Annotated in this window: 23 protein-coding genes and 2 pseudogenes; 8 read left to right on the top strand and 17 right to left on the bottom strand. The window is 32.6% G+C overall.

The genetic code is table 11. The features are described from left to right. Positions 1 to 13: 13 nt before the first annotated feature. The 12 genes and pseudogenes from BN349_RS19995 to BN349_RS19945 form a co-directional block, all read right to left on the bottom strand. Complete coding sequence (locus BN349_RS19995; protein WP_019244096.1) at positions 14 to 310, bottom strand: hypothetical protein; 297 nt, start codon at positions 308 to 310, stop codon at positions 14 to 16. A 110-nt stretch (positions 311 to 420) separates the two neighbouring features. Further along, complete coding sequence (locus BN349_RS19990) at positions 421 to 1,104, bottom strand: DUF554 domain-containing protein (RefSeq protein ID WP_019244095.1); 684 nt, start codon at positions 1,102 to 1,104, stop codon at positions 421 to 423. Positions 1,105 to 1,163: 59 nt separating this feature from the next. Beyond that, positions 1,164 to 1,985, bottom strand: a complete 822-nt coding sequence (locus tag BN349_RS19985) for a MerR family transcriptional regulator (RefSeq protein WP_019244094.1) — start codon at positions 1,983 to 1,985, stop codon at positions 1,164 to 1,166. Positions 1,986 to 2,060: 75 nt separating this feature from the next. Continuing rightward, positions 2,061 to 2,486, bottom strand: coding sequence for an arsenate reductase (thioredoxin) (gene arsC / locus BN349_RS19980; protein ID WP_019244093.1), 426 nt, complete (start codon positions 2,484 to 2,486; stop codon positions 2,061 to 2,063). A gap of 33 nt (positions 2,487 to 2,519) precedes the next feature. After that, entirely contained in the window at positions 2,520 to 3,578 is a 1,059-nt protein-coding gene (arsB, locus tag BN349_RS19975; protein WP_019244092.1) for an ACR3 family arsenite efflux transporter, read from the bottom strand. A gap of 18 nt (positions 3,579 to 3,596) precedes the next feature. Further along, positions 3,597 to 3,908 carry an ArsR/SmtB family transcription factor gene (locus BN349_RS19970; RefSeq protein WP_019244091.1) on the bottom strand — a complete coding sequence of 104 codons (312 nt, stop codon included), beginning with the start codon at positions 3,906 to 3,908 and terminating at the stop codon, positions 3,597 to 3,599. Positions 3,909 to 4,250: 342 nt separating this feature from the next. Next, positions 4,251 to 5,342, bottom strand: coding sequence for a metallophosphoesterase (locus tag BN349_RS19965; protein WP_019244090.1), 1,092 nt, complete (start codon positions 5,340 to 5,342; stop codon positions 4,251 to 4,253). Between the two features lie 491 nt (positions 5,343 to 5,833). Further along, a complete protein-coding gene (locus tag BN349_RS19960; RefSeq protein WP_019244089.1) occupies positions 5,834 to 6,373 on the bottom strand; it encodes a PadR family transcriptional regulator in 540 nt (179 codons plus the stop codon). A 47-nt stretch (positions 6,374 to 6,420) separates the two neighbouring features. Beyond that, positions 6,421 to 7,605: a YhgE/Pip domain-containing protein gene (locus BN349_RS19955; RefSeq protein ID WP_019244088.1), complete on the bottom strand. Its 1,185-nt coding sequence runs from the start codon at positions 7,603 to 7,605 to the stop codon at positions 6,421 to 6,423. 366 nt (positions 7,606 to 7,971) lie between these two features. Further along, a complete protein-coding gene (locus tag BN349_RS25555) occupies positions 7,972 to 8,178 on the bottom strand; it encodes a deaminase (protein WP_332306687.1) in 207 nt (68 codons plus the stop codon). Positions 8,179 to 8,227: 49 nt separating this feature from the next. Continuing rightward, positions 8,228 to 8,967 (bottom strand): annotated as a pseudogene (locus BN349_RS24415) (alpha/beta hydrolase). A 143-nt stretch (positions 8,968 to 9,110) separates the two neighbouring features. After that, on the bottom strand, positions 9,111 to 9,557 hold the full coding sequence (locus BN349_RS19945) for a hypothetical protein (RefSeq protein WP_019244087.1): 447 nt from the start codon (positions 9,555 to 9,557) through the stop codon (positions 9,111 to 9,113). Between the two features lie 391 nt (positions 9,558 to 9,948). Here BN349_RS19945 and BN349_RS19940 point away from each other — a divergent pair, with 391 nt between their 5' ends. Beyond that, the gene (locus BN349_RS19940) at positions 9,949 to 10,350 is read left to right on the top strand and encodes a hypothetical protein (RefSeq protein ID WP_019244086.1); all 402 of its coding nucleotides are present in this window, start codon (positions 9,949 to 9,951) and stop codon (positions 10,348 to 10,350) included. 108 nt (positions 10,351 to 10,458) lie between these two features. Here the strand turns inward: BN349_RS19940 and BN349_RS19935 are convergent, their stop codons facing one another. Further along, the gene (locus tag BN349_RS19935) at positions 10,459 to 10,647 is read right to left on the bottom strand and encodes a hypothetical protein (RefSeq protein WP_026089410.1); all 189 of its coding nucleotides are present in this window, start codon (positions 10,645 to 10,647) and stop codon (positions 10,459 to 10,461) included. A 558-nt stretch (positions 10,648 to 11,205) separates the two neighbouring features. Between BN349_RS19935 and BN349_RS19930 the strand changes: the two genes are divergently transcribed. Then, positions 11,206 to 11,892 carry a YoaK family protein gene (locus BN349_RS19930; RefSeq protein ID WP_019244084.1) on the top strand — a complete coding sequence of 229 codons (687 nt, stop codon included), beginning with the start codon at positions 11,206 to 11,208 and terminating at the stop codon, positions 11,890 to 11,892. Positions 11,893 to 12,344: 452 nt separating this feature from the next. Continuing rightward, the gene (locus BN349_RS19920) at positions 12,345 to 13,037 is read left to right on the top strand and encodes an EAL domain-containing protein (RefSeq protein ID WP_019244082.1); all 693 of its coding nucleotides are present in this window, start codon (positions 12,345 to 12,347) and stop codon (positions 13,035 to 13,037) included. A 171-nt stretch (positions 13,038 to 13,208) separates the two neighbouring features. Here the strand turns inward: BN349_RS19920 and BN349_RS19915 are convergent, their stop codons facing one another. Continuing rightward, positions 13,209 to 13,712, bottom strand: coding sequence for a hypothetical protein (locus tag BN349_RS19915; protein ID WP_019244081.1), 504 nt, complete (start codon positions 13,710 to 13,712; stop codon positions 13,209 to 13,211). 368 nt (positions 13,713 to 14,080) lie between these two features. Between BN349_RS19915 and BN349_RS24410 the strand changes: the two genes are divergently transcribed. The 3 genes from BN349_RS24410 (at position 14,081) to BN349_RS19900 (ending at position 16,549) form a co-directional block, all read left to right on the top strand. Further along, positions 14,081 to 14,404 carry a DoxX family protein gene (locus tag BN349_RS24410; protein ID WP_019244080.1) on the top strand — a complete coding sequence of 108 codons (324 nt, stop codon included), beginning with the start codon at positions 14,081 to 14,083 and terminating at the stop codon, positions 14,402 to 14,404. A 575-nt stretch (positions 14,405 to 14,979) separates the two neighbouring features. Next, positions 14,980 to 15,528 carry a copper resistance CopC family protein gene (locus BN349_RS19905; RefSeq protein WP_019244079.1) on the top strand — a complete coding sequence of 183 codons (549 nt, stop codon included), beginning with the start codon at positions 14,980 to 14,982 and terminating at the stop codon, positions 15,526 to 15,528. Between the two features lies 1 nt (position 15,529). Beyond that, positions 15,530 to 16,549, top strand: a complete 1,020-nt coding sequence (locus tag BN349_RS19900) for a copper resistance D family protein (RefSeq protein ID WP_019244078.1) — start codon at positions 15,530 to 15,532, stop codon at positions 16,547 to 16,549. A gap of 36 nt (positions 16,550 to 16,585) precedes the next feature. Here BN349_RS19900 and BN349_RS26480 read toward each other — a convergent pair. Beyond that, positions 16,586 to 17,200, bottom strand: a pseudogene (locus BN349_RS26480) (SpoVR family protein); the annotation flags it as partial. A gap of 487 nt (positions 17,201 to 17,687) precedes the next feature. Between BN349_RS26480 and BN349_RS19890 the strand changes: the two are divergent. Continuing rightward, a complete protein-coding gene (locus tag BN349_RS19890) occupies positions 17,688 to 18,164 on the top strand; it encodes a CarD family transcriptional regulator (RefSeq protein WP_034294882.1) in 477 nt (158 codons plus the stop codon). Between the two features lie 1,357 nt (positions 18,165 to 19,521). Here the strand turns inward: BN349_RS19890 and BN349_RS19885 are convergent. Further along, positions 19,522 to 19,899 carry an FAS1-like dehydratase domain-containing protein gene (locus BN349_RS19885; protein ID WP_019244075.1) on the bottom strand — a complete coding sequence of 126 codons (378 nt, stop codon included), beginning with the start codon at positions 19,897 to 19,899 and terminating at the stop codon, positions 19,522 to 19,524. Positions 19,900 to 20,192: 293 nt separating this feature from the next. On the opposite strand from BN349_RS19885, the gene BN349_RS19880 reads away from it, so the two are divergent. Further along, complete coding sequence (locus BN349_RS19880) at positions 20,193 to 21,635, top strand: L,D-transpeptidase family protein (RefSeq protein WP_019244074.1); 1,443 nt, start codon at positions 20,193 to 20,195, stop codon at positions 21,633 to 21,635. Between the two features lie 459 nt (positions 21,636 to 22,094). Here BN349_RS19880 and BN349_RS19875 read toward each other — a convergent pair whose 3' ends face one another. Continuing rightward, entirely contained in the window at positions 22,095 to 22,313 is a 219-nt protein-coding gene (locus tag BN349_RS19875; RefSeq protein ID WP_019244073.1) for a hypothetical protein, read from the bottom strand. Between the last annotated feature and the right edge of the window lie 481 nt (positions 22,314 to 22,794).

Below are 22,794 nucleotides of genomic sequence, written 5' to 3'. Positions count from 1 at the left end.
CCTACGTTTTTTATTACTCATGAGTCCATGTGACTGATTTTCTTGTAGTGGGACAGCCTGGAAATTTGTCTCCTTGTTGAAGCACTACATGCTCACCATCTGCATCTATATAATGACCGGATTCCATTACTGTTTCTCCAGTTCTATGAGTATGACTAGCATGAGTCCAAACTGTATCACCTTCTGTAGACGGGCAGTTTGGAAATGTTTCTCCCTGTCTAAGTTCTTTTGTCTCTCCAGTAGAGCAAATATATATACCTGTTTCCAAAACAATATCTCCTGAATGATGATGATCTTTGAAGTGAGTCATAAATATCCTCCTATTTAATAGTTTGACACTTTCAGTATTCTCTCCGATCACTTACATTATTCGATATGTTTCTTCAACCTATTTACTAGAGATGCTTTGTTTTTAATAATTTACAAACCGAATATATTAATAAATATAAACACAATAAAGGGAACCAGCAGTGAAGGCAAGAGATTTAATGTTTTGAATTTTTTAATTCCTAAAATACTCAAACCTGAACTCAAAATCAAAACTCCACCGATAATTGAAATTTCAGCCAATAAATCTGTCGTTAAGAAATTCTCCATAAATTTTGCTCCTATATAAAAGAAGCCTTGCCACAAAAATAATACAATAGCTGCAGCAGATATACCTATACCAAACGTTGAAGCCAATACAATGGATGTAATTCCATCCAATATTCCATTTGTAACTAAGTATGTATAATTACCTTTTAAGGCAGCTTCTACTGGACCTAAAATAGATAAGGAACCTATACAAAATAAAAGTATGGCAGTTGATAGACCTTCCGCTAAATTACTTTTCGAAAATCGATTCACCAACTCACTAAATTTCCGATCAAAATTAAACTTTTCTCCCACTAGCCCACCTATTGCGAGACTTACAATAAAAAGGACTGGATAATTACTAGAAGGTAAATATTGAACAATAGCGTTAATCCCTAGAGCTGTCGCTGCCAATCCCATAGCCTGCATGAGAGCTTCTTGATACCCTTCTTTAATCCCCTTATTCAAAAAACTACCGATCGTACTTCCTATAATAATCATTATGCAGTTAAATATCGTTCCAATCATCTTACTCTCTCCTTAGATAATCTCGTAAAAAAAGAATAAACCCTCTAGTTACTAGAGGGTCAATGCTTTTGGATTGGAATCTGAATTTCAGTGACAAATTTTCCCTTATCATTTGTAAATCCATAATCTATTAAAGTAATTTCATAGGCATCGTCAATGATTGTATAGTTTTTTTTCTCTATGTACTCAATCAGCTGATCATAATAAGGACTAGCATCCTCATGTGTACCTTCAAACCGAACGGAAAGGTACTTTCCTTTCGGCAAAATTTTAGCTTCGGAATATCGATACGATTCGTCATCCACAATGATGAATATCGAATTATATTCATTAAAGATTCTATTTTTTAGATTATCAGCCGATATGGAAAATCCAACTTTACCTAAAAACACAGCTGATTTCATATTGGCATTGTTTTCTAGTACACGAATTAACATTTCAAAATCATTTTTCATATAAATTCTTTGTTTTAAATAAACCGCTGTCCGCTCAGGTAAGGCGTTTTCACAAATGCTATATAGGATATCTTGGCGAGTAGCATCTTTAATTTGTTCAATTCTTTTATCTATTTTCTGTTGTATTTGAGTAATCTCGTTTAGTCTTTTCTCTGTTTCAACCTTTTGCTTTTGTAACAGAAATAAAATCTTATCAATATCCCGATTATCTAAAAACTCTTTAATTTCTTTCAACGGAACGTGAAGAGACTTTAAATATAGAATAGTATTTAATTGTTCAAATTGATCGATTGTATAATATCTATAGCCATTGTTTGAATCTACATATTTAGGCTTAAACAAATGTATTTTATCGTAGTATCTTAATGTTCTAATGTCTAATTGAAATAGTTTTGACATTTCACCTATTAAAAATGCGTCGTTCATTATGTTCTCCTAAATCGGTTTATTTGGTACTGTAGAATGAAGAAATATATTGGCTGGTATCTTATATAAGTATCTTCAACATTCTCCTAATTCAGCAAAACGTTTAACTCGTGCTCCAATTTCATCACGTACACGCTGGAAGAATGCCCATTTTTCTTCTATTGTCCCTTCTGCTTTTGCTGGATCATCAAATCCCCAATGAATGCGATTGACAGATGATGGAGTAACTGGGCAATGTTCCGACGCATGACCACATAATGTAACCACCAATTCTGCATTGTTTAGAATATCAAGATCAATGATATCCGATGTTTGATGAGTAATATCTACACCAACTTCTTTCATAGCTTTCACTGCATTTGGATTCAAACCATGCGCTTCAAGTCCCGCACTTTTAACATTCCATTCATCACTCAAATACTTTTTTGCCCAGCCTTCTGCCATTTGGCTACGGCATGAATTCCCTGTACACAAAAAGTAGATGATCTTTTTATTATTCATAGTCGTTTTCCTCCTGATGTCTCAAGAACAGATTCATATTTTCCTAGTTCTAAAATATTTCTTTTCCCAGTGCAATGCAACATGCACAAGGGCAATCAGTACAGGTACTTCTACCAAAGGACCAATGACAGCTGCAAAGGCTGCTCCACTATTAATACCGAATACCGCAATAGCAACAGCAATAGCTAACTCAAAATTATTACTTGCAGCTGTAAATGAAAGTGATGCCGTTACAGGATACGATGCTCCCGCTTTTCGTGATGCAAAGAAAGAGACTACAAACATAATTAAGAAATAAATAAGTAGAGGAATCGCAATACGAATCACGTCTAATGGTAACTCAATAATTTTGTCTCCTTTTAATGAGAACATCATAAAAATAGTAAAGAGTAAAGCTATTAATGTTAGTGGAGAAATCTTCGGTAACAATTTCGCTTCATACCATTCTTTCCCCTTTACTTTTAAACCAATGTAACGCGTTAGCATACCGGCAAAGAATGGAATGCCAAGATAGATGAGAACACTTTTCGTAATATCCCACATTGAGATAAATACAGATAAATTTTCCAGTCCAAATACACCAGGCAATACGTTTAAGAAAAAGTACGCAAAGATAGAATAAAACAAGATTTGAAAAATCGAGTTAAAAGCTACTAATCCTGCGACATATTCACGGTCTCCACGAGCTAAATCGTTCCACACAATCACCATGGCAATACAACGTGCTAAACCGATCATAATTAAACCTGCCATGTATTCTGGATAATTATGTAGAAAAATAATAGCTAAGAAAAACATTAAGACAGGCCCTAATAACCAGTTCTGAATGAGAGAAAGAAGTAATACCTTCCAATCTTTAAAAACACGCCACATCTCTTCATATTTCACTTTTGCAAGTGGGGGATACATCATTACAATTAATCCAACTGCAATCGGAATCGAAGTCGTCCCTACAGAAAATGTATCTAATACATTCTTAAAACTTGGTGTAACCACACCAATCAACACCCCTAAAGCCATGGCAACAAAAATCCAAACAGTTAAATAACGATCTAAAAAGGAAAGTTTCTTTGTTAAACTTTTCTCTGGCATTATCCTCTTCCTCCTATTCTAGATAGTTGTTGAACAATCCGAACAGCTTATCACAGGTGCCTCATCTAAATGATCAATGATAGTCTGTATATATGGTTGTTGAACCTCGTTTAATCGATAGTGCTTCCATGTTCCTTTACGTCTTTCTAAAATTATCCCAGCATCTTTTAACTTTTTCAGTTGTTGACTAACAGCTGGTTGTGAAATATTAAGTAGATCGACAAATTCACACACGCATACTTCACCATTTTTGAGATAAGCTAAAAGTTTTAAACGATTCGGGTCACTCACTGTTTTAAGCAGTTTAGCCATTATTTCGATATTTTCCATTCTCAGCCCTTCCTTTCCTATACATCCGACATTACATAACATTTCCCTTATATAATTATTTACTTATATTATAATCCTATGCATTTACTTTGCAAGTATTACTTCCAAAATAATAACAATCTTCTTTTTTTAAAGGCTATTTTCGTATACTTTATTGCCTATACACATGTAAGTAAATATAGGATAAGTCTACGATTACTGATGTCCGTAGAGTGGGCGGTGAGCGCCTCCTTTTGGGTCTCGCCTATCCCGCTGTGCAGCATCTAACAGAACCTTTTTAAAAAAAGGACACCTCTTCAAAGGCATCCTTTTACTTTTTCTGTCATCACTTGTGTATAAAGATCAATAGCTCAAATGAATTTGAACGATTTCAGAACGACTATTTGTTCTAATTGGTGGTCCCCAGAAACCATAGCCTGATGAAACGACTGAATGAAAATCTCCTTTTTGTAAATATCCCCAATCATTTTCATAAATTCGTTGAGTTACTAATTGAAAAGGTGCCACTTGTCCTCGATGTGTATGACCAGAAACCATCAGATCTATTCCTTCCTGCTGGGCAATGCCTAATTCATATGGTTGATGATCTAACAGAATAATAGGCTTTGATTTATCAGCACCATCCATTAATTCAGCAATTGTCATACGCCCTTTTTCAGTCTTATCTTTACGACCAATCAATGTGATAGAATTTGCAACAACTGCAGTCTCATCATATAGAACATTCATATTGCTATCTTGCAAAACTTTAATAAGCTTATCTGTATCTCCTTTATCATGATTACCGAGAGAAACATACACTCCATATGTTGATTTCATTTTTGCAATAACTTTTTCAATGCCTTGCTTTGAATAGGAGTCCATTTTATCATCCACAATATCTCCTGGAAATAAGACTAAATCAGCCTTTAAATCATTGATTTCTTTCACCATTCGCTCTGCATGATGTTTATTTGATAACACACCAAAATGTGTATCAGCCACCATCACAATATTTAATTCTTTCTTTACTTTATCTTGATTGGATAAGTTGACATTATATGTACGAACTATCGGACTATAGGCATTGAAAGTACCATAACTAAAAACAGCAATGATGACTATGATAACGCCGATAGCTCCTCCTTTTTCTACTCTGCGACGAGATAATTTCGTTAATCGCAGAAACGCAACAACAATATGTATTAACGGAACGGAGAAAACGAGAATATAAAATAGAGCAAACCAATATGACCCTATAGCTCTTATTAGATCGATACTCGTTATGGTTCCAATGATAAAAGCATTCGCTAATAAAATGAGTAAACCATAATATATAATTTTGAAAGACTTAGAACGACATGGCAACAACCACTTCTGTACCATTCTAGCCAAATAAAAACTAAGCAAATTATATATGGCTAGGACCCCAATGATTTCAAGCCAAATGATCATAATCGAAATCACCTCTATTTTTACAACATTTATAACAATCTATTTCATTTTAGTACACTTAAACATCAAAGAATATTTTTAGTAAAGAGAATTTATGAGGTCAAAAAAATCATTCATAAATAAATGTATGAATGATACTAATGTGAAGGAACTTTATATGTATATACCCATTACAGATTTAATTAAGGAATGGAATCAAGAAGCCCAAGTTTAATTCAACATCAATAACGAAAGTCCTCCTTAAGCTATCTATTCATTCATGGCAAAAAAGACTGTTCATTGAACTGCACCCCCATTATTAGTTTTGTCTAACAATAGGAGTGCAGTTCACATCACATGATAAGATCGATTGGAGAGATGACAGAGCAGCAGGAGAAGTAAGATCCCACAGACATTATGTACCTGGGGAGGCTCACCACCTGCTCCTCGGAAAACCTTTATATACAATAAATGTCTTTAGTATTCCAAGACAACTCGTTTCATTTTATATTTCATATTTCATTTTGTTTAATATGAGTAATTAACACCTCAAGCCAATCTATTGTGTGCTGTGCCCTACTTGAAGAGTATCCTCGAATAAACTCCAAAAACTTTTCTTTCGTTTCATCTACTTTAATAAATTTCTCGTAATTCGTTATATGATCCCAGCGATTCTTATATGATTGTAGTTTTTTTTCTAAAATCAATACGACTTTATCACGATCTACATGCTGCAAATTTGCTAAACCAATAATCATTTCATTGATCATTGAGGCATTTTCAAATAATTTATAGATTTTTTTAGGCAGTGCTTCTCGACCTTTTGGTGTAATAGCAAATACCTGCTTGTCTGGTCGATGTTCTTCACGAATGACTTCTACCACTTCGATTAAGCCTTGCTTAGTCAACGCTTCGAAATGATAATATAGTTTACTTTCCGTTAGGCCAATAAATTCATCATAAGGAATGGGTTCTGACAATTGTTTTTTTAACTCATATGGGTAATTATTGCCTTCAATAAGTTTACTCAATATATAGATTTGGATTGCCATGCTTTATGCTCCTTCAACAAGAGTGAGTTTAACCTATTGTAACAAAACTATGCTGTAATTTCAGTACCATTCGTAATGCTATCTGTTTCTACCGTTTCCTCTACTAATACTGGTTTGTGTAAAAACGCCACAATTAAAATATTAATGAGCATTGCTCCAACACCAACAGCTACCATCATCCAATGATAAGAGGTAGAACTAATATCACTGTATAACATTGCAAAATAACCTTGAACAGAATAGTACATAGGTGAAATATAACTCATCCATTCATATGGTAAGTACATCATATCGCGTGTAATGGTTGCACCGTTTGAGATTGTTTGCACTAATAAAATAGGCAAGTTCAGAATCATACCACCTTCACCAACTAAGAATATTAATATGGCGGCAAAGTTAAAGCAAACCATATAGTTTAAAATTTGGTGTCCGAATAATGGTAAGAACATGTCTGCACCATGATTTGAGATTAAATAAGAGATACCAAGCCCTAATGCTGAAGAAACAACAGCGATTAATAATGCTGCTAATTGAACATATATAAATAAACGTGTTCTACTCGCTTTATTACGACTTGATTTATACGCACCGACTAATTGCATCGCGCCAATCATCGCTCCGACATAACCAGCCATTGTTAGGAACATTGGAAGCATATTATTATGCATACCATCTGGAATTTCATTAATTTTCACTAAATTCCCAACATACTTTGTTTCAATCATTTTAGCCATCTCAGCTGCTTGGTCTTTTGGAACATTTAAATTCATTAAAACATTTTGTGCGGTTTGTTCTGAAAACTGCGTACTTAATTGATTATTTATTTCGTTTACCACTGATGCCATGGATGAAGATACAACCGTTGCATTCGCACCATTTGTTGTAAAGTCGATACTTGATGAAACTTTTCCACTTTGCATATCAACAGAAAACGTTTTAGGAATATGGACAACTAGTGCTAAATCATTTTCATCTAACTGAGATAACGCCTTTTTATTCGTCAAATCCATTTCAACTTCATCAAATGGCAAATTTTCCTTTAGCTGTTTTGCAATCATTGCTCCATACTCGCCTTTATCATCATTCACAATAGCGATTGAAAGTTTATCGATATTATTTGGTATAGCCGAATAGCCAGGAAGAAAAATACCGAGCATTGCGATAGCATAAAAGATTCCCATAAATATCGACGCGATCGCTCCTCTAGTTTTTAAAAACTCTTTAAATTTCATTTTTTATTTTCCTTCCTTTAATAGAATTATATACTTTTTAAAAAGTACTTTAATTAGAGTATTTTAGTAGTTTAATCCATACCTTTCTTAAAATCAAGTAAAAAGAACCATTAAATAAATAGAACTTAGAAGTAGGAACTAAAAACTTCTTATAGAACGAAGCTACTTCATTCAAAACAGAAAAAAGACTGTTCAATGACAGTCTCGCTCTTCTGCTCTAGCATCTGTTTACTTTTCTTACTGTTTGTTACTAAATGATTTTAAACTAAAGAGGCAGCCTATCCATATTGAAGAGAGCTACTTTATTTAATTCATGAAAGTGATGAAATAAAGTATCACAATCATCTTTTTCCTATTTTATCCACATCAAGCACTTGTATCTTCACCCGTTAAATATTTACGCAGATGTAAATCAGAGAATCCAAGTTCATGTGCATCATCTCTTCTATTACAATAGTATACCTTTTTTATACCTGCCCCAATAAGCGCTGATACACATATTGGACACGGTTCATAGGTTGCGTATATAACACAGTCTGATAAATTGAAAAGCAATTGCTTTCTATAATCCATATACTTTATTTTTCTATTATTTCATTTAAGCGATGATCCGATAGCTAAGTTACCATTTCAATGAGTTCAAGAACAAATAAATATCCTCATAAATTTTCTCACGTTCTTCGCCTAACGTTATGATGTGACCGGAGCGTTCTTACCACTCAATTTGTTTATCCTCTGTATTTACACTATCAAAAATAATTTGTGCGCTTTTTTGTATAGCGGGGCATCTAAACTACCTTGTAAAACAAAAAGTGGCGATTTGATAAAATCTAATTTTTCTCTTGTATTAACAATAAACTGTTGTAGCTTTTTTAAGTTTGGTACAGGATTTTGTTCAAAGGCATTCATCTCAGCAATAATTTGCTCCTCGTCCTTTCCTTCGAACTTCTTATAGCTTTTCCCATAGTCTTGTACACGTTTAAAAAGTTCATCCGTACTTTTCTCTAAAATGGGAGCACACATAGAAATAATACCTTTAATAGATAATTCTGCTCCGATTCTTATTGAAAAAACTCCACCTAACGAAACACCAGCAACAGCTATCTCATCGAACCCTTCATCTATAAGAAAAGTATATCCATCCTTGACGTCTTGCCACCAATCAGTGGGTTCAGTTTGAACAAGTTTTTCTGGTTCCAACCCATGTCCACTATATAATGGAGCATAACAAGTATAACCTCGATCATGTAGATACTTTCCTAGTTTTCTAACATCTACCGTATTACCAGTAAACCCATGTAACAAAAGTACCGCTTTATTCCCTCCTCTATAGAAAAAAGGCTTAGGTGCCACTACTTTCATTATATTTAACCCCTTTGTCTGTGAAATTATGTTGCACTAAATATAACACTTTATCTAATGAAAGTAGAGTTTCAAACCTCCATAACTTTATGGAATTTTCCTCATTTTAGAATGCTTTTACAAACAATTAGACAATTATTTTATTAATTGTTACTAGACAGGTATTCTTCTACATCTTTTGGAACTTTAAAACTAAGATTAAGCTTCTTTATTTTAAATGTGATATAAGGACTATCTTTATATGTAATAATAGTCGCTATTTGTTTAAGTTCCTTTTTATCTGTGCTAGACTCCCCAAGCTTAGTTGTATCCTCTTGGTACATCTTATAGATTTTCTCTCTAGTTACGTTTAAAGGAATATCCTTAATACGCCACTTATCCATTTGAAGTGAATGAACAAATTCATTAATGTCTGTTTTACTAGTAATTACATTTAAAACCGACTTTTGATTATCTACTGAAAGCACTTCTATCTTTTGGGCTTTTTCAAGATTCAAGTCTTTTTTCAGATTTTCTTTCTCTTTACTACACCCTAATAGAATTATAGATATACTAAAAAACAATATAAGTATCCTACTTATTTTTTTCATAATAATCTTCCTCTCAACACTCTATTTATTTAATCAGAGAACTAACAACTAAAAATTGTAAAAGTACTTATAAAAAAGCTGTTACACATAAAAAAACAACCTATAAAAATTTCATAAGATAGGAATTACATAATAAAAAAAGGAATAATAGTAAATAGGATTGGGTAGCCATTTATTATTTTTCTAGGAATAAGAAAAATCTACTTTTGGGAGCAACAGTCTTTTATGCTTACTGGTTTTAGTCGTTTACTTTGTTTATTGCTTAAATAGTATTTTATAAACCAATATCTAATGAATTGAATATCTCGATTAATTATTCATACTAACATGAACGATAAACTATTCGGAATTCTTTAATGAAGATGAAGGATATTTGAAGTGAGGTGCCTTTATGTTTGCTAATGCAAATACTTTTAAAATTATTGAATGCTCAAAAGATGCAATTGGTTGTTACATTAAATTAGAGATTAAACTACCTGACGGAACATCTATTATAAGATGGGACTTAGATAACTTTACGTATAAACAAATCAAAGGAATATTAAATAGAAAGTATTTTGATTCACTTTCAGTTAATTACAGTTACGAGATGTTACCTTATATCACTTCTGAACATGATACTGTCAAAAACACTCCCAAACACTATGGAAGTATTAGATATATAGACGGGAATAAAGGTAAAAATGTAATGTTTAATTGTTCTGAGTTGTTTGCTGGTAATATGGAGTGGTTTAGAAGATATGTAAGTGAAACAAAAGACATTGAGCATCTGTTCTGGGATAAATATATATAATCCTAAATTTAGTTGCATTTCATTCTGTAAAAAAGAGAGAATTTCTTTATAAAAATCCTCTCTTTTTTAAAAAATCACACCATTTAACACACATAGCCATGCTCTCGATTACTTGTTACTTTGTGTTTTTCTATTTGTTCGTTCTCGTTTTTCAAAGAAATGAATAATAGCATAACCACCTGCCACAAGAATAAGCGCTTGCACAATATTGAAAAACAGATTAGTTGATAGATTGAGTAACTGGCTAATAATTCCCCATAGGCAGAACCAACCTATTACACATGACCACTTTTTCATAAGAAAATCCTTTCCTTTCATTTCTTATAGCTTTTCTTAATATTATAAATTATATTTTTAAAAAAACTTATATTTTAAATAAACTAACTTTTCATAATGATGTTAAACATTCAAAGTTATGGCTGTGTGTATTAGAATTGTATAATATGGAGAAATCGGTAAAAAACCAAATTTTCCTTTTTTTAACTTAAAATTAGTCATTTCCCCTTGACTAATTGCATCTAAAAACGAAGAGGTAAATCCCGTTTAGGATATACCCTACTTCCATTAATCCAACTACAGCTGCAAATGCAAAATAGATTTCGACTAACACTAGTATAGTTACGACTATTTATTTTAATTTCATTTCCCTTTCGCTTCACAATATATACAAATATTGTCATTTCATTTATAGATTATATCATAACCTTATTGTTGTGATAATCCAAAATATTTCTTCCTGGAATAAATGAAGGTGGTGAGGTAAAGCTATAATCACTAATACAACTTTCTTCAAACAGGAAGATTTATTTTCATTATTGAAAAAAGCGGCGCATATTACATAAGGAGATATATGAAATGAAAGTTAGAACGAAAAAGTTACTCTCATTATCCCCTAACTCATTAATTATGGGAATGATCTTAGCTTTAGTTGGAGGATTTTTAGATGCCTATACTTATATCACGAGGGATGGTGTTTTTGCGACAGCACAAACAGGGAATACTGTATTGTTTGCGGTTCGAGCCGCAAGTACAGAATACAATGGTGCAATCCAAAATATCCCACCTTTTTTGGCTTTTATAGCTGGAGTCTTAGCAGCAGAATATATAAGAGATAAACATACTAGCCACAGACGAGCTGTCTTATTATTGGAATTTGCGATTTTATTTATAGTCGGATGGTTACCTGCTAGTGTGCCAAATATGCTGATTACTATGTGTATTTCGTTTGTATCCTCTTTACAAATTGCCACCTTCAACAAACTAGAAAATTGGAGCTATAATTCCACTATCACAACCGGAAATCTACGAACCGCAGCACAAGCTTCATATGCAGCTTTTGTAGAACATGATCCAGAGTCTATGAGGAAATTTAAAGGTTTTACTGCTATTATTCTTTCTTTTATTTGTGGTGCTTTAATTGGGACACTCTCTAGTACATATCTAGGAAACACATCTATCTGGATAGCAGCTGGAATTATTCTCATCACTGTGATCTTATATCATAGAAGTATAGAAAAAACTGAAAAATCACTTGAGAAATAATAAGAGACAATCCATATGACCATTCCTAAAGACTTACTAACTTGTACATGTCTCTTATACGGACAACCAAGAACCCTTTATCCATTCTAATGAGAGATTTTCATTCTCATCTCTTATGCAATAGCCAATGATTACCGATTAGCTACAATTCTATATAGTCTGAAGTAATTTCTCCTATCATCAATCATTATATAAATCATAAAAATAAAATAATTCAAAATTTTGTAAACCTATATCTATTTTATAATAAAGATATATCTAAAAATATGGCCAACCATGTAGATTAAGGTGATAGATGATGACGGTTCTAAGTACTTTATATAAAAGTAAAGATCTGTTTCAAAGGCTAGTGGACGCAACAAATATCCTAATAAAGACACCTGTCTTGTTAGAATTTACACTGCTATATGTACAGAAAGTGAAGCTGTAGCAATAGCACAAGAAATCGTTTTGTGGTCGTTCTTAATCAAAAAGACTTACTAGAAAAAGGGTTAGCACCATTAGGATACTATCAAAATTTACAAACCAACTTTTTAATATTTGATAATAATACAGATACGAACCAAAAGCTTGAACGCGAAATGAAAATGATTCAGATTTTAAATCAAGTAATTGAGAATAAAAGAGTCATTCCCTACTTTCAAGGAATTTATGATAATGAGAAAAAAATAATTAATAAATATGAAGCATTAATGCGTATAGAAGATAATGAAGGTATTATATATAATCCTTTTGAATTTTTAGATACAGCAAAGAAATATCATTTATACTCAGCATTAAGCACCATAATGATTAAAAAGGTTCTTTCTTTATTTGCAGGAAAAAAGACTATTGTATCAATCAATCTTTCTGCGGACGTTATCAATTTTAAAGATATTCGTCAATGTATTTATAACGAATTAGAAAAAGCGGGTAATGCTAGTAATATCATTTTTGATATTTTAGAAGATGAAGAGTTAAGAGATATAGAAGTACTTCGCGACTTTATTCAAACGGTTCGTCAGTATGGAGTTAGGATCGCCATTGATGATTTTGGAAGTGGCTATTCGAATTTCATAGAAATTGTTAAGATTGAGCCGGATCTTATTAAGGCGGATGGAAGTATCATTAAGGATATCAAGCATAATTCAATCATAAGGTACTAGAAAATATTGTAATGTTAACTATTATAGTATTTCCTCTAACTTATTAATTAAATCTAGTAAGGAAGTGGAATTCCTACTTGAATAAGTACGTATATCCCTTACAATTTTAACGAATTAAAAAAGCCGATTGGTTTTCTGAAACCAATCGGCTTTACCTATCATTTTTCTATATTATAAATTCACAGTTTCTTGCTTACGATCCTTTCTTAAATGCATTTGTTTCATGACAAATCTTGCTATCGGCTGTGCAAGCAACAATTCAATCCAAAATGCAATCGCAAAGTTTCTAGGCCAAATATGAAGAAAATTTTGAAAGGGCTCTAGGCTTATTTGTTTCATGCCTATCCACGTTCCTATGATCGTTAGCAAGAGCGATAACACGGTTACATTTAATAGCGTATTTAATAAAATTCGAGCATTGAATCCATCTGTTTGTCTCACGAATTTCGGTAGTAACTTACCGACAATTGGTCCTGCTATGAACCTTACTGAAAAAATAACGATTACCCACATAAACGGAATAATCTTTAATGTTTCAAAGTAAACGTCCTTACTAAAACCACGTTCCAACCCCATTATAATTGGAGCAATTGTGTTTACTGAAACAATTGAAATAATCAGTAGAAAGAGTATTCCCTCTTTTCCGTTTCGAGGCAGTCTTGTTTCCATATGCATATAGTTTGTCATCTCCATAAATAAAAAATTTCAGATGGCAGACGTATCGCAAGACATATATTTTTGGTCATTAAAATGACCAATATCTCTACACACTGATTTCATTATAATATCACTTTAATTTTAAAGATTTCAAGTAGGATTTAGAGAATTTTTATTGAATGCACTTTGAATATGAAACAAATGTTATCGCTGTCTTTACTTTAATAAGGAAACATCTTATTCTTTCATTCCATCAATCATGAGCACCATTTTCCTTTGCAGTTTGCATTCCTCCTTTACAAAGAAAATGATTTCCGCTTTTAAAGAATGATAGTATCTGGTTTTATGTTTGAATCATGATTCGTAAGAGTTTCAATACAATTTGAATGTATCATTCATTTCTAGGATCTGTCGATTTACCAAATGCCGAGGTATTTAACTACTTGATTCCCTGTGGAGAAATGGCAATAGGATTAGGTCTGATATTAGGATGTTTGACAACTTACGCTGCATTCTTTGGTATTGTCATGAATTTTTCTTTCTTAATGTCTGGTACAGTTTCTACCACTCCACAATATCTCTTAATGCTTCTTCCAATCGCGATTGCTAGAAACAATGCTGGTGAATATAGACTTGATCGTTATGTAACACCATTTTCACGTACAGATTTAATAATAATAACCAAACAATTGCAGCATAAAAAGCATTAAATCAATTGTAGTTCGCTTGTAGAGAATAGAATAATATCTTTTCTCTACAAGCTTTTTTATATTACTTACATCCCTTTAAAGCCATTGTTTTATTGGGCTATTCTATCGACACCTGGATTGTTTGGATCGTTTTTTCTTCTCGTGATATGGTGGAATTTTGATAAACGATTTTTGATTATCCAAATATTAGGCTACAAGCACTATAGTTGCAAAAGATATAGTCAGAATTTAATCAAGTGAAGTTTATGTTTGTCAGAAGCTTTTATAGGTACTATTTGGAATTGTATTCGTAGTCCTTTTTTTGCTGTTAATCGGAGCATCTCTTAATCGATGAAATTAATGTGTTTCTTATTCAATGTATAACGAAGACATAGACTATTCAAAAATGTCAATCATAAATTCACTCAAAAAACAATAGATGAATTATAACAATTGAAAAAACATTTCATAAAAACAGAGTCTTTTTGTCGGACTTTTCTCCTTGAATTTGTTAACCTCATGATGACAGTGAAAACCTGATTTTGATTTGCGTTTTCTATATCAAAATACAAACATAATGGAAAAGGAGCTTCACAATGAAAAAATATTTATTTGCCTTTTTATTATTACTAATGATCATACCTACGATGGCTTATGCTCATACGGGCTTAGTTTCATCAAATCCTAGTGAAGGACAAGTAATTAATGAAGATTTATCAGAGATTACGTTGCAATTTGATTCTGAAATTGAAAAGTTGAGCTCAATGAAAGTCATTATAGATCATAAAGAAATACCATTCGCTAATTTAGAAGTTAAAGGGGAAGAAATGACGGGGACACTTTCCGCTCCTCTAGAGAATGGAAAGTATACGATTGAATGGAAGATTGTTGGGGAAGATGGACATAACATAGAAGGAGGAATTCCTTTCTATGTTGAAAAAGAGCAAACTGCTGCTATAAACAACAATGAATCAGCTAAAGATGATCAAAAGGAATCAAGTACAGAAAAGAATGAAGCTCAAGATCAGCCAAAAGTTGGTAATGAAGAGACAAAGAATATGTCAACAATGACAATTGTTATAATCATCGTATTAGGAATTCTATTAGTAGCTGGATTGATGATTTTATTGAAAAAGAAGAAATAAGATGAATATTGTTGTAATTATTGCAGAAGTAATTAGTTACATTCTTTTTTCTTTTCTAGTAGGTTATGTAGCTCTGCAATTTGTTTCTGAATCCAAAAAACCAATTATTATTGTTAAAAAAGCAGCTTTGTTACTTTCCACTTTAGGAATCATCATTTGTTCTTTTGCACCAGTTTTGAAAATTATTTTATACTTTTCAGGTGATATAGGCATATATGTAGCAACTGTATCAGTACTTACTGACTTTAAAGTAGGCAAGGCATGGATGTTTATAGCCTTTGCAGCTACTTTGTTATGGATTACTTTTTACAAAGAGAGTTCTAAGTATCTTCAAGCTATTTTCCTTCTGGCAATGATTGTGGCAGTGGGGTCCGCAGGTCATGTTGCTTCATTGTCTTATTGGACAGGATTAATCTCACATTCGATTCATTTCTTATTATCTACCTTTTGGGTAGGCATATTACTATTGGTAGGATGGTTTGCGAAAGACGAACATAATTGGTCTGCCTTTTTACGTTGGTTTTCTCCTATGGCAATAGGTAGTTTCGTTTTAATCATAGGTAGCGGTCTCATTCTTATGTTTAAAGTTGTCGAGCCTGCACAATATGTAAATGCTTGGTCTATCCCATACGGACAGATGCTGCTACTTAAACATATAAGTATTATACCAGTCCTTGTGTTTGCATACATTAATGGTTTTCTGTCGAAAAGAGTTTTTAGCTCACATACGTTCGATCCTAAACCGTGGATTAAGGTAGAAAGCATCCTATTGTTATTTATATTTTCATTTACAGGAATTATGGGTACATTGCCGCCACCATATGAGGCGCTTGCTTCAAATGATCATGTTTCATTTGTTCTATCCATTCAAGGTGTTTCATTACTAGTTATGTCACTTCTGTTCATCTGTATGATAGTTTTAAGCTTTTATAAAAAAGCATCGGCTTTTTTAGGATTGTTATTTAGTATGGGTTTTATAGCATCTCTGTATATGGGGTGGATGTTGAATCTATTTTATTGAAAAAACGAAGTGAGATTTCTCACTTCGTTTTTATTTTTAGCTTTGTTCGTAGAGGTTGTTGCTTTTGAAGGCCTTTTCTTCAACCTTCGTCTCCATATGAACACCACGACCCCAAAGCTGATAAATATATGGCATTACTTTCTCCAAATACTTCACATCGAGCTCAATTCCCTCATACCAATGGTTTAAATACATCTCATTTCGCATATAGTCACCATCATTTACAGTAATATACGGGAATCCACCATTCACTCGCATATTGATGAGCTGATCTCGTACATGCGTCCATTCTTTATCTACCATCTTGTAGTCTTTTCCTTGTTTTTGGAACAAATACATATCTTCACGCATAACAAGATCTTTTGTTAAATAGTTTCATAAAAAGGAAATATCTCATTCTACTTCACGCACCTCAAACATTTGCTCACGACCTGAGTTAGGTTTTACACCACGTTTGATCATTTCTTCAGTCGGATTATTATAATATTCTTCAATATCCTCAAACAGTTTCAAGCTTAAGTAATACGGATTAATGCTCGTGCGTTATGGTTGGACAACACCTGCATTTAATTTGGCAAACTCGATGGATTCATCTGATGTTAAGTCCATTTCTCGAAGAATTCTTTGATGCCAATAGCTCGCCCAGCCTTCCTACTCCTAAGAATCTTATGTGAAAAGCCTGATATATCAATAATCAGGCTTTCGGATCTAATGATATTCACTAAATTATATCTCCAAACTAGATCATATCCTATTGAACTAATGTACCCAATAGTTTAAGTTTATTTATTCACATACTTTTTAATTCATAACAGGAATGCTGCTCCGTTAGTGCAATAACAGAGTATAGATAATTTCGGTACATCTTTTTTTTAAAACGGTACGACTTTTTTAGAAACAGTACAACTTTATTTCAAAATCACATAGGAAACATTTATATAAAAAGGAAAACAATGTATATTTAATAACTCTTTTTCTTTTCTTTCACTATAAAACCGGGACAAAATCTATTCCTAGACCTCAAAAATGTTAATCATAAGAAAAAAACGAAATTATATATTGACAACAAAACGTTTATGTGATATTATATAAACTTACACAAAAACATATATGTATTACTCTTAAAAGGTTACCATATATGGAGGTGGAGTATTTGTTTCAAATTGGCGATAATATAATTTATCCAATACATGGAGCAGGTATTATTAAAGCTATAGAAGATAAGGAAGTTTTAGGGAAAATACAACAGTATTATATTATTAACATGATCAATAATGGAATGGACATCATGATTCCAACGGATAAAATATTTAGGCAGAGAATCCGAGCTGTTACTGAACTTGTTGCAATAAATAATCTAATACAGATTTTTCTATTTGGAGATTCAGATAACACACTTGTGTGGAAACAACGATATAAATTAAATACTGAAAAAATTAAAACAGGTAAAATACAAGACAGTGTTGAAGTTGTACGTGATTTATTACGTTTAAAACAAGAAAAAGCACTGAATGAATGCGAAAGCAAAATGTTGAGTCAGACACAGAAATTCCTATTAAGCGAATTAACATTAATCGAAGGAATCACCGAAAAACAAATGGCCATATTTTGTTGAAATAATGCCCTCTCTTTTCAATGAATACGAAGATCATTTTTATGGATAAAAAGTTGATCAACCTTTTAACGTTTAATCTTTTAATTTCCACTTGCAATAACTACCTCTTTTACTGTTTAGATAGTAACACTCATGTTTCCTCAATCAAACAGAAATGATTTATCATTTTTCTCTATCATACAACATAATCAATCACTTCATTTTTAATTTTTACCCTGATTCACACTGGCACGGTCTAGGAACCGTAAGGATGAAAGAGAGGTAGGGCTTTCATCGTTTTAGGTATTTAAAATAAACGAACTAGTTAGTATAGGATAATCTATATAACTAAGTTAAAGAAGAGAATAAAAAATTAACTTGCTGTCTGCTTAAACCTATTTAATTGGACTATGTGTTTTTGTGTACTTATTGTCCTTGTTATTAAAGTACTGTTCTTTAGCAGTACTTTTTTATATTTCTTGGGGTTTGGTAGGAGAATTAGTCTCGATAGCGATTAGCGATCCGTAACGTAGTGGAGGATTTAGGGTTTTTATAAATGTGTTTTTTTTGATTTAATAAGATAAGTTTGAATGATGACGCTGTCTCTAAGAAACTAAGTACAGAGATTGATCGTATTTTTGTAGCCATAACAAAAGTGATCAGCTATAGAAAATAAAGATTGATCGAAGTGAAGTATCTTTTATAATTAGCTACGATTTTTTCACCTTTTTTTCGAATATTTTTCAATCATTCATCACTAATTCATAATATGTTTTTATAGATTAATAAAATTTGATAACTTTATATTTAAAGAAACGAGATGAAACAGTTGATGCTTAGTATTCGAAAACAACTTGTATTATCAATTTGTTGCTTCTGTATTAGTTTTTATTTTCTTATAATGTTATTTCTATTTTTTTATTTGGCTTCAGACTCTCCAACACAAATTGAATTCCCTATATTGACTGCTATTACTTTTGAACTAACGTGGAAAACTTCTCTTTTAGGAATTTTTATAGGATTTCGTATCAAAAAAAACGGTTTTAAGTATTCAATTATTACATTAAATGTCTTGGTTTTAATTTGTTTTATAGATAAAGTTATGGAATTTTACGATTTGTCTATTGCGCTCTAATTAGTGCATTTTTTACTTTTATCCACATAATAAATATACTGTGTATCTTATTAAGCTAACCATTCCCTTTAGCTGCATAACAAAAAGAAGCTGATCATAGCTCCTTTTATTAAAGTAATGCACCCGATAGTTTAAGTACATTTATTCACAAACTATCTGATTTTACATATATTAACTCTGTTTAGTCATTACAGGAATGCTGTCCCGTAGATTTCGATATTGCTCCCGATATTATAATAAAGTTTAAAGAATTACGCCTGATACATCTCCTTTCAATACTTCTTTTTCATTCTGATTTTTACATAAAAAGGATGCAACAAACGCTGTTCTATTATTTTCTTGCCTTTCGTATTTCTCAATTTTAACTGTACAAACTATTGTATCTCCTGTAAAAACAGGTCTTAAAAACTCAAAACTCGTACTACGAGCCAGTACGTTATTATCTCCAGCTATTTTTGTTGGCAGAGTTGCCGTTAGTAACCCTTGAATGACCAGTCTTCCTTGTTCATCTGGGGTTATATGATGTATCCCTTCATCCCCTGAAATCTCAGTAAATAATTCAACATCCCTTACTGTAAAAGTCCGTTCAAACGTTATTATGTCTCCTGCTTTTAATGACATTTTAAACTCCTCCCACTTTCTGGTTAATCACAATGTGAATATTACATCAACACCAGACTTTTTACAGTAATATATTCCATAAAAATTCAAAAAAACCTTCTTCAACTAATCTACTCCGATAGAATAAAAAGAAGCTAATAATCTAAGCTCCCTTATAATGAAACAATGATCATTTAGCTGAACAAGATATATATACTTACGAATAAGTGATTTGATGGTAAAATAAACTAATTACAAGTCTTTGATGAAAAGCCGCAAGTTTAAAATTGGAGGACGTTTCGGAGGGAATATTAATGAGTAGGGTAAATGAAACAGTTGAAGAAATGGATAAAAAGCGGGGTAATCGACACAAACTGATTGCAAACCGAAATTTTATTGCAATCGGAATTATTGTTATTATTGCACTCCTATTTGCGGGAATTAGCTATTATCAGGCGACTCGGTTCAATTCACAGATTACTATTAATGGCATAAAAGTCGGTGGACTAACTGCTGATCAGGTAATTAATAAATTAAATACATCGGTATTAAAAAACAGAGTCTATGTAGGGAAACAGCAGATTTTAGATGAAAAAGATACGCAGATGGTATTTACGGCTAAAGATTTGCCTGAGGTTAAAAAATTATTGAAAAGCCAGAGGACGTTTTTTCCTTCCTTAAAGGCGAAGAATTTTTCATTGATAGACAAAAAAGTGAATCAATTTCGAAGCCAAACGATGAAAAAGCAAGTAGAAGAAAAGCTCCTATCAATGAATAAGAGCTTAAAAGCACCCCAAGATGCGGAGGCAAAATTGGAACAAGGTAAAATTGTCATCTCCAATAGTATTGATGGAGAACAGTATGATATCGCCGGTCTATTAAAGGATTATACGAAACAGAAATATTCTAGTGATATCTATTTGAAACCCGTATTCATACAGCCAATCAAAGCAGATAATCCGATTATAAAAGAAGAGGAGAAGATGTTGCAGGATCTCCTTCAACGAACAGTTGATTATAAGGTACAGGACAAAGTGTATACTTTAAAAGCCAATGAATTAATTAAGAATGCCTCTGTGTCAAAAGATATGAAGGTTACAATCTTCGTGAGTGACATTAAGAACAGGATAGATGAAATAAATACTTCTCAATCGACATTAAATAAAAATTTTACATTTAAGACTCATTCAGGCTCGATCATATCGGTAAAAGGGAAAGGCTACGGCTGGGCAATAAATGTTGAGAAAGAAACGGCGAGGATTCAGGAAGCTTTTGAAAAAGGAGAAAAATCGATTTCTGCTTCTAATATTTATGGTAAAGGCTGGAGCAATGAAGGTATTGGCTATGAAAATATAACGAATAATGGTATTGGTGACACATATGCTGAAGTGTCAATTGCACAACAGCGTATATGGATTTATAAAAATGGGCAATTAGTAGTCACAACCAATGTGGTTACAGGCAAACACAGCACCAATGAAGATACATCACCTGGAGTTTGGTATATCCTTTATAAACGAACACCATATACCCTCACGGGTAGCGCAGTCGGAAATCCTAATTATTCCATCAAGGTAGATTATTGGGCTCCTTTTACGAATAGTGGACAAGGATTCCACGATGCCAGTTGGCGGCAAAACTGGGCAAGTAATGCCTATCTTACGGCAGGATCAGGCGGCTGTGTCAACACACCCCCTAGTATTATGAAAACCGTGTATGATAATCTCAGTACATACGATCCGGTTGTTATTTATTAAGAAGGACGGTTCTCGCACTTCATACAAAGGAAGTACAAGAGCCGTCCCTTTTCTTTTCAAAAACCTCATTTACATATGATACGGTTCGCCGAAATTAATATTTAATTCGTTCTAAAAACAAACTGCCTTCTTGAACTAACCTGCTCTGCTTGTTCCATAAGAAAAAGCTGCCTAAATGACAGCTCTGATCTTCGGCTATTGCACCTTTTAGTTTAAGTGAATGAATTCACAAACTATACTTTTTTTCTTTCGAGAATTTCCATTTAGTGTTTATGTGCAATTCCATAAATTGCACTTCTATCGTCTAGACCAAGTGCTACTGTTTCTTGACTAAAAATGTTTCTCGCTCTAATGTGGTGAGATATCTTCTCCAGTTTCTTCAGTATCATACTCATAAACTATCTATTTACTTTAAAATAAAGTTCCAAAAAATAATGTTTCAGTAACTCTTAATGGGATTTACAGCGTTATAGTATGCGGTTTTACATCAGGATCAAGATTAGCCAAAACAGCTATACAGTTTTGCTGACTAGCCATTTCTTTTACCCATTTGAGAGATTGATACGCTTGTTTTTTATTTATACTAATGCCTGGAATGACTAGGTTTTCCCATGATTTTTTCGCGTATCCTATATCAGCAACAAGCAGTACATAATCTTCACTATCATTTTTTACCATTAATGAAACAAGACCTTTACTATGACCGGGTGTTTCTCATTGGCCTCACCTATTACAAATACTTCTTATATATCCCCTTACTATCATACGTATACAGAATCGGCTTTTCCTCCACCTTTGTCTCCAAATGAACCCCTCGACCCCAAAGCTAATAAATGTATTGTTATTTCTCTATTACTCTTTTTAAACTAATGCAGCCGTTAGCTCTATAAGAGTCCTACTTAATGTTATTAATTCTCAACGCTGTCTGGTTGGTCAATGCCCCATTGGAATATCCATTTTTGAAGGCAATGTATTTCCGATTGTATATTCAAACCAAGGTTATTTAGAATCTATTTTCTTTGCGTTAAACATTTAATCTTCCCAGCATTCATTATCTCGACTAGGTTTGAACCAGCATCTCCAATTAAAAATTAAGCAGATACTTTTTGCGGAATTTTTTTACTCATTTTACTTCAACAAATAAATAAAACGATGGATA

It is taken from the genome of Bacillus sp. AP8, assembly GCF_000321185.1.
Taxonomy (GTDB): Bacteria; Bacillota; Bacilli; order Bacillales; family DSM-1321; genus Bacillus_AD; species Bacillus_AD massilioanorexius.
The sequence above is the reverse complement of the archived record's forward strand: the minus strand, read 5'-3'. Positions and strand labels throughout refer to the sequence as shown.

What these genes read in the sequence shown, in the direction of transcription:
- BN349_RS19995 (WP_019244096.1), bottom strand. Translation starts at nt 310, where the DNA reads ATGACTCACTTCAAAGATCATCATCATTCAGGAGATATTGTTTTGGAA.
- BN349_RS19990 (WP_019244095.1), bottom strand. Translation starts at nt 1,104, where the DNA reads ATGATTGGAACGATATTTAACTGCATAATGATTATTATAGGAAGTACG.
- BN349_RS19985 (WP_019244094.1), bottom strand. Translation starts at nt 1,985, where the DNA reads ATGAACGACGCATTTTTAATAGGTGAAATGTCAAAACTATTTCAATTA.
- arsC (WP_019244093.1), bottom strand. Translation starts at nt 2,486, where the DNA reads ATGAATAATAAAAAGATCATCTACTTTTTGTGTACAGGGAATTCATGC.
- arsB (WP_019244092.1), bottom strand. Translation starts at nt 3,578, where the DNA reads ATGCCAGAGAAAAGTTTAACAAAGAAACTTTCCTTTTTAGATCGTTAT.
- BN349_RS19970 (WP_019244091.1), bottom strand. Translation starts at nt 3,908, where the DNA reads ATGGAAAATATCGAAATAATGGCTAAACTGCTTAAAACAGTGAGTGAC.
- BN349_RS19965 (WP_019244090.1), bottom strand. Translation starts at nt 5,342, where the DNA reads ATGATCATTTGGCTTGAAATCATTGGGGTCCTAGCCATATATAATTTG.
- BN349_RS19960 (WP_019244089.1), bottom strand. Translation starts at nt 6,373, where the DNA reads ATGGCAATCCAAATCTATATATTGAGTAAACTTATTGAAGGCAATAAT.
- BN349_RS19955 (WP_019244088.1), bottom strand. Translation starts at nt 7,605, where the DNA reads ATGAAATTTAAAGAGTTTTTAAAAACTAGAGGAGCGATCGCGTCGATA.
- BN349_RS25555 (WP_332306687.1), bottom strand. Translation starts at nt 8,178, where the DNA reads ATGGATTATAGAAAGCAATTGCTTTTCAATTTATCAGACTGTGTTATA.
- BN349_RS19945 (WP_019244087.1), bottom strand. Translation starts at nt 9,557, where the DNA reads ATGAAAAAAATAAGTAGGATACTTATATTGTTTTTTAGTATATCTATA.
- BN349_RS19940 (WP_019244086.1), top strand. Translation starts at nt 9,949, where the DNA reads ATGTTTGCTAATGCAAATACTTTTAAAATTATTGAATGCTCAAAAGAT.
- BN349_RS19935 (WP_026089410.1), bottom strand. Translation starts at nt 10,647, where the DNA reads ATGAAAAAGTGGTCATGTGTAATAGGTTGGTTCTGCCTATGGGGAATT.
- BN349_RS19930 (WP_019244084.1), top strand. Translation starts at nt 11,206, where the DNA reads ATGAAAGTTAGAACGAAAAAGTTACTCTCATTATCCCCTAACTCATTA.
- BN349_RS19915 (WP_019244081.1), bottom strand. Translation starts at nt 13,712, where the DNA reads ATGCATATGGAAACAAGACTGCCTCGAAACGGAAAAGAGGGAATACTC.
- BN349_RS24410 (WP_019244080.1), top strand. Translation starts at nt 14,081, where the DNA reads ATGTATCATTCATTTCTAGGATCTGTCGATTTACCAAATGCCGAGGTA.
- BN349_RS19905 (WP_019244079.1), top strand. Translation starts at nt 14,980, where the DNA reads ATGAAAAAATATTTATTTGCCTTTTTATTATTACTAATGATCATACCT.
- BN349_RS19900 (WP_019244078.1), top strand. Translation starts at nt 15,530, where the DNA reads ATGAATATTGTTGTAATTATTGCAGAAGTAATTAGTTACATTCTTTTT.
- BN349_RS19890 (WP_034294882.1), top strand. Translation starts at nt 17,688, where the DNA reads ATGGAGGTGGAGTATTTGTTTCAAATTGGCGATAATATAATTTATCCA.
- BN349_RS19885 (WP_019244075.1), bottom strand. Translation starts at nt 19,899, where the DNA reads ATGTCATTAAAAGCAGGAGACATAATAACGTTTGAACGGACTTTTACA.
- BN349_RS19880 (WP_019244074.1), top strand. Translation starts at nt 20,193, where the DNA reads ATGAGTAGGGTAAATGAAACAGTTGAAGAAATGGATAAAAAGCGGGGT.
- BN349_RS19875 (WP_019244073.1), bottom strand. Translation starts at nt 22,313, where the DNA reads ATGGTAAAAAATGATAGTGAAGATTATGTACTGCTTGTTGCTGATATA.